The organism is Wolbachia pipientis, from assembly GCF_023661085.1.
GTDB lineage: Bacteria > Pseudomonadota > Alphaproteobacteria > Rickettsiales > Anaplasmataceae > Wolbachia.
In genome coordinates this window covers 1-5700 of record NZ_JAHDJT010000091.1, presented here as the reverse complement: position 1 = coordinate 5700, position 5700 = coordinate 1, and the positions used below count along the sequence as shown (strand labels likewise).

Annotated in this window: 4 protein-coding genes and 2 pseudogenes; 2 read left to right on the top strand and 4 right to left on the bottom strand. The window is 35.4% G+C overall.

Going from position 1 to position 5700, the window contains the following annotated elements:
• The 4 genes and pseudogenes from DM84_RS04510 to DM84_RS04500 form a co-directional block, all read right to left on the bottom strand.
• Nucleotides 1-1453: pseudogene (locus DM84_RS04510) on the bottom strand (cytoplasmic incompatibility factor CifB); the annotation flags it as partial.
• Nucleotides 1454-1466: 13 nt separating this feature from the next.
• Nucleotides 1467-2657 (bottom strand): cytoplasmic incompatibility factor CifA, encoded by a 1191-nt coding sequence (locus DM84_RS04505; RefSeq protein WP_284706139.1) that lies wholly within the window; start codon nt 2655-2657, stop codon nt 1467-1469.
• Between the two features lie 23 nt (nt 2658-2680).
• On the bottom strand, nt 2681-2896 hold the full coding sequence (locus tag DM84_RS06095; RefSeq protein ID WP_284706138.1) for a hypothetical protein: 216 nt from the start codon (nt 2894-2896) through the stop codon (nt 2681-2683).
• Between the two features lie 264 nt (nt 2897-3160).
• Nucleotides 3161-4117 (bottom strand): Rpn family recombination-promoting nuclease/putative transposase, encoded by a 957-nt coding sequence (locus tag DM84_RS04500; protein ID WP_250778659.1) that lies wholly within the window; start codon nt 4115-4117, stop codon nt 3161-3163.
• Nucleotides 4118-4533: 416 nt separating this feature from the next.
• Here DM84_RS04500 and rnhA point away from each other — a divergent pair.
• Both rnhA and mutL read left to right on the top strand, forming a co-directional pair.
• A pseudogene (rnhA, locus tag DM84_RS04495) lies at nt 4534-4980 on the top strand (ribonuclease HI); the annotation flags it as partial.
• A gap of 80 nt (nt 4981-5060) precedes the next feature.
• Nucleotides 5061-5700 (top strand): DNA mismatch repair endonuclease MutL (gene mutL / locus DM84_RS04490; RefSeq protein WP_250778658.1); only part of this gene is annotated, 640 nt, incomplete at its 3' end.

The following is a 5700-nucleotide window of genomic DNA, read 5'->3' as shown; positions in this document are numbered from 1 at the left end:
CCATAGTTAACGCATGTCTTCTTAAATCCTCATTATTATATCTAAATATGTACTTTTTTAGACGTACTTGATCTTCTCCCTCTCTTAGCTCTAAATATTCTCTTGTAAAAGCACTATTCCCAAAAGCAAAACCAATTATACAATCAAGTATTCTGTCACGATTTCCTGCATTTCTCGTTATTTCAGCAAGAAGATGTTGAAGCAAGAAATCTTTAATTCTATTTTCTCTAATTTCTTCATCTTCTACACACTCAAATAATCTTTGTACTAAAGGAAATCTATTCTGTTGAAGCTCTGCTATACCAACCCTAAAAGGGGCTAGACGTGAATTAAAATTTAATCCAACACAAACAGCATGTTTTGATTCAGTATGAATAGATATAAATGAAGAAGCATGTAGTCTTTGAGCGTCACCTCTAGCGCGTTCTAATGCAAGCGATGTCCTCCATCCAATATTAATAACGATAGGAATGTTTTCTCTCTCTGCTTGATGGTGTACAAGAAAAGCAACATATGAATTTACAAGAGATAAGTTAAGGTCAATACCTATCATGTAGAGATGACTAAAATTTGCTAACAAACCTAAAAAAAGCCCATGACTCTCAAGCTTTTGATTGCGATTTTGAATATCATTTTCTAGTGTGCCTGCGTAACGAAGATAGATTTGAGTTATATATCTAAAAATTACTGTGCTATTGTCTCGTAAAACTCGTACAACTCCACTTCTTAACATTTCCGCAAAGTTATCAATTCTTTGTTGACCTAGTGCAATTTGCACAAAATCGACCAACCCATCAAGTTGTCCACGCTGATTTTGATTGAGTTGTCTTTCTTCTATTTCCTTAATTGTTAGTCTGTGATCTCTTAAGAGCAGTCTAATAAGATTGATTTCAGATGCTGAATATTTGGAAAATTTATCTCCACCTTCATGATCTTTTTCATGAATCGCTTCAAATACTACTGCCCCTTTCTCTCCCTGGCTCTTGCCTTTCCCATGCATACACACTTTGTATTGCTCAAAACTTAGGTCTTCTGTATTTAACTCTGGGTTTTGCTGTATAATCTTTTCTACTAAACGATCTCTTTCCCTTGTACTGAACCTTAACCCATCACTATTAGGGACATCAGAAATGCTGTAACACCTGACAATTCGCTTTTTACCAAGGGATTTATTAGTTAAAACTGCAACCTTCAGGTTTCCTGTACTTCTATTCCTACCAACTGTATCAATACCATGATTATCAAAACGAATATAGACTCTCTCATCTAGAGCTAAAATACCTGCGTCATGTGCAGTAGCAAACATACTGAAAAAGAATACAGGAAGGAAACGACCCGTACCCACATGATACAAGAAAGATGGACATTGATCTAAAAAGGATTCAAACTCTTGTCTAAAACCTTCAAGATTTCTATCCACCAAACTTCTGATAAGCCCATCACCATTATTCATATAATATACCTTTCTACTTGCTACGACGAGAAAAACCACTTACACCAGGGGTTCCAAGAATGGATTGTGGAGCATCACCAGAACCGTCGTGTCTAGTGGACGAACCAGAAAAACTAGGGTCTTCAGCTTCTACTATGGACCGTCTTCGATGATCACCAGAACCATCATCTCTAGGAGGTAAAGTTGCTTTTTCTAACTCAAAAAATAACTCTTTTGCGAAATCACCATAGTCTATATCTTCTTCCATTCCTTCCCTACCACATAATCTAAGGTCTTCTATCATGACTTTTTTGAAGGACTCAAACTTTTCAGGAAAGCGATCCCTGGCAAATAACATTATCTCTAATATTTCTTTTTTTTCATTAGACTTACGACCAGATCGTTCCCAATTAACCACTAACCCTGCAAGTGCATTTTCTATAGGAACTTGGAAATTAGAAGTATCGACAGCAGCCTCCTTGTGTTTATAAAAGCGACCACATCTCCATATTTCCATAATAAGAGATCTAGCTTGAGCATTAAACTCAGGATTTTCCAACATAACATTTGAAAGTGAGGAAAGAAGAAGTTTATATTCTTCATATGAGAATATTTTCTCTGAATGGTCTCCTCCTGCTGAAACTTCTTTATAACACCAGCACTGTACCAAATCATGAACCGTATCAAAAAAACATGACTCTATTAATTCAGCAAAAAGGGAATATACTCCTTTATCTTTCTGTGATAATTTCTGTAAAAGAGTATCTTTGTCAGCTATATTCCTTACACAAAAATCTAAAATAGGAGCATCTTTCTCAACAGATTGAGGACGAGAAAGAGCAAGAATAGCTTCTGTAAGCTTCTTCTCTTTATCTTCTTCTTTTAAATGATTATAAAAATACTCTACCCCTTCACTCCACTTAAGTTTTACAGCACTATCAAAACCTTCTACTGCATCATACTGCTTTAATTCCCCAGATTCTTTATCTATCCAGAAATTAAATACATGGCCCTTCCTTCCAATGCCACTCAAAAGTGAATTTCTTATGTATTTGTCAGTTATAGGATTGCCACTACCATCAAGTTCATCAGAAGAAAAATTACTTTTGTAAGATTCAAATCTTTTTTGGAAAAGTGGATGAATTTTATCTACCACACAGTAACTAGAAGCTATTTCATATATGCGAAGTGGATTATCTATTTCTTCTACTTTTTCTTCAGTCAACCTTTGACCTAGAACATGATTATTCAGTCTTGTACCTGACCAACAATTTTCATCTTGGAATATATATTGTACAAAAACTGCAGCTTATCACCCTCAAAAGATTTAATATTCTCTATATAGGTCTCCATCCACCTTTTAATAGCTAACTTCCTCCCAGCAGCAATTTCAGGATCTGTATGTTTTATAACATCTTGTAGCTTTTTAAGTACTGCAGCTTGACGCTTTGTTTCTATTGGCATTTTACCCCCCATAAAAAATATTTACTGCATTATGCAAAAGTTAGAATCAAATAGCAACACTAAAATTATCAAGGACAAGAAAAATTTTATGAAAAACATTTTTTATATTTAAATATCATCTATTTTGCACTTAACTGATGCGTAGAATTGGTGAGAAAATCAAATAGGCCATAGCGAGAATAGCGGAAGAGTTAGATGTAGGCTTTAGACTAATGGATAAAGAAGTATAATAAGTTGAAAAGCGCTCTAAGGGAGCTACAGTACTTAAGCTTTTTCCTTGAGCTGTGAAATATCAGCTTGAGAAAGGCCTGTAGATTCAGCTATTAAGTCAACAGACACGCCAGCCTTAAGTAGGTTTTTGGCCACAGCTATTTTAGCTTGTTTTTCGCCCTCTTCCCTACCTTTTTCTGCACCAATTTTAATACCTTCCGCTTTACCTTTTTCCTGGCCGATTTGGATGCCTTCTTGTCTACCTTCCAGTCTACCTTTAGCAGAAGCATCATCGAGCCGTTGAGCCAAAATAGCCTCTTCTTTCTGTACATTCAAAACTCTCTCTTCGTATGCCGCTAGATCCTTTTCATTCCAACTAAATTTGTCTAATTCATCATATGCTAGCTTTATTATTGGGTCTTTTTCTGCAATATCTTTTAGGTCTTCATCGGTAGTATTTTCTGCATACCGGAAAAAGAAGCACCACCTTTCTACTGTGCTCTCTAGTTGCTCTACTTTGTTTTTTGTAAATTTCGGCAACTCAATAAAGATGAATTGAAAATCCTTTAGATAATGGCCATTAGTTTTGATCTCTCGTATATTATGAGTGGAAATGTATTCAACTTCTGGAGGAAAGAGAGTACTATTAGAAATAGCAATAAAGAATACTTTCTTAAAATCAATGTAATTGCCAGATTGTTTTGAGTAAGCTTTAGCAGCATAGAGTTGGGCACGTTTTTCAAAGCCTTTATCACGAGCGAGTTGCATCTCCGCAATATATCTATTTCCGTATGAATCCTTGCAAAGAACATCAACGATACTTTGTTTATCGGAAGCAATCTCAGGATTCATGATAGTGCTAAGAAACTCAACATCTTGAATAGTGTTAACCCCAGTAAAGCCTAAGATGTCATTTAAGAAGTGAATAAGGATATTCTTATTTTTCTCAGTGCCAAACACTCGTTTAAAGGACAGGTCAAATTTTGGATCGAGAAACTTCGAAAGAGCCATGACGGATTAACCTAAAAAGCATTAATAATTATACACAATTGTGAAGAAATATTCAACGTTTTTGTACTAAAGTCTATTAAAGTTAGCTAAATTTCAAGAGTTGGCAAAAAACTACCTTCATAGATGACCATAGAATGCTACTGCGCACCTTAGCTGTTTATTTTATCATCTTTTACAACTCCCTCCATAAACCCCAGCAAATGAATTCATGAGCTATAAAGAGCTTTAAAAACAATTATTTTGGGTATGAGAGACTAACCTCCTAATAAAAACACGAGCCCAAAAGCTCAATTACGATTTACCTAACATCGTGAGAACAGGTTCATTAGCCTCCCACACCTTTACATGATAAAGATCTTGAAACTTAATGTCAACATTTCGGTGGCAAATTTACGTTGAATCTATATTCTGTAAGTATGGGCGAAAAAAAGAAGGTTATAATATATACAGATGGAGCATGTTCTGGAAATCCAGGTCCTGGTGGATGGGCAGCTGTGATGATGTATGAAAATAAAAGTGTCTTGATCAAAAAACGTATCTCTGGAGGTGAAGAAAACACAACGAACAACAAGATGGAGTTAAAGGCTGTGATTAACGGGATAAAGATGTTGAAAGTTTCTTGCAAAGTTGTTTTACACACTGATAGTCAGTATATTAAACAAGGTATAACAGAGTGGATCAATAAGTGGAGAACAAATGGTTGGAAGACAGCCAATAAAAAATCAGTAAAAAACGTTGAGTTATGGAAGGAATTGGATGAAATTGTCTTGCAGCATGATATTAACTGGAAGTGGGTTAAGGCTCACAGTGGTAATACCTATAATGAAGAGGCAGATAGACTTGCTAGAAAGGAATCTAAAAAGCTAAAATATAGAGATTGTGAGATCAAGAAATCACAAAAAAATAGAGGGAGCTCTAAGTTTCATAGATTGGAGGGAGTGTTATGGCAATAATTCTTTTAGACACAAAAACTATAAACCGTATAGCAGCAGGAGAGGTAATAGAAAGGCCAGCGAGTGTAGTAAAGGAATTAGTAGAAAATGCAATAGATGCTGGAAGTACAGAAATAGAGATCAAAATAGAAAGTGGTGGACGTAACCTTATAACTGTAACAGACGATGGAAATGGAATAGAAAAGAACGATCTGGAACTAGCACTTATGAGGCATGCCACTTCAAAATTAAGTGATAGTGAGTTAATAGAGATCAGACGTCTTGGCTTTAGAGGAGAGGCTCTGCCTTCAATTGCAGCAGTAAGCAGAATGAAATTATCATCTAAGGCAAGTGGAGCAAAGGAAGCATGGTCTATAAGATATGAGGGAGGAGAAAAAATAAGAGAGATTACCCCTTATTCTTTATTGCAGGGTACACATATTGAAGTTCGTGACTTATTTTTTGCGACACCAAATAGACTAAAATTTCTAAAAACCGAAAGGGCAGAAACACAAGCTATAGTTGATATTGTAAATAACTTAGCAATGATTAACTATAGTATTGGGTTTACTCTCACTTCCGGCAATAAAAAGCTCTTAAAATATGTTAAGCAAACTTCATTGTTTAACAGATTATGTGAAACAGAAGAAG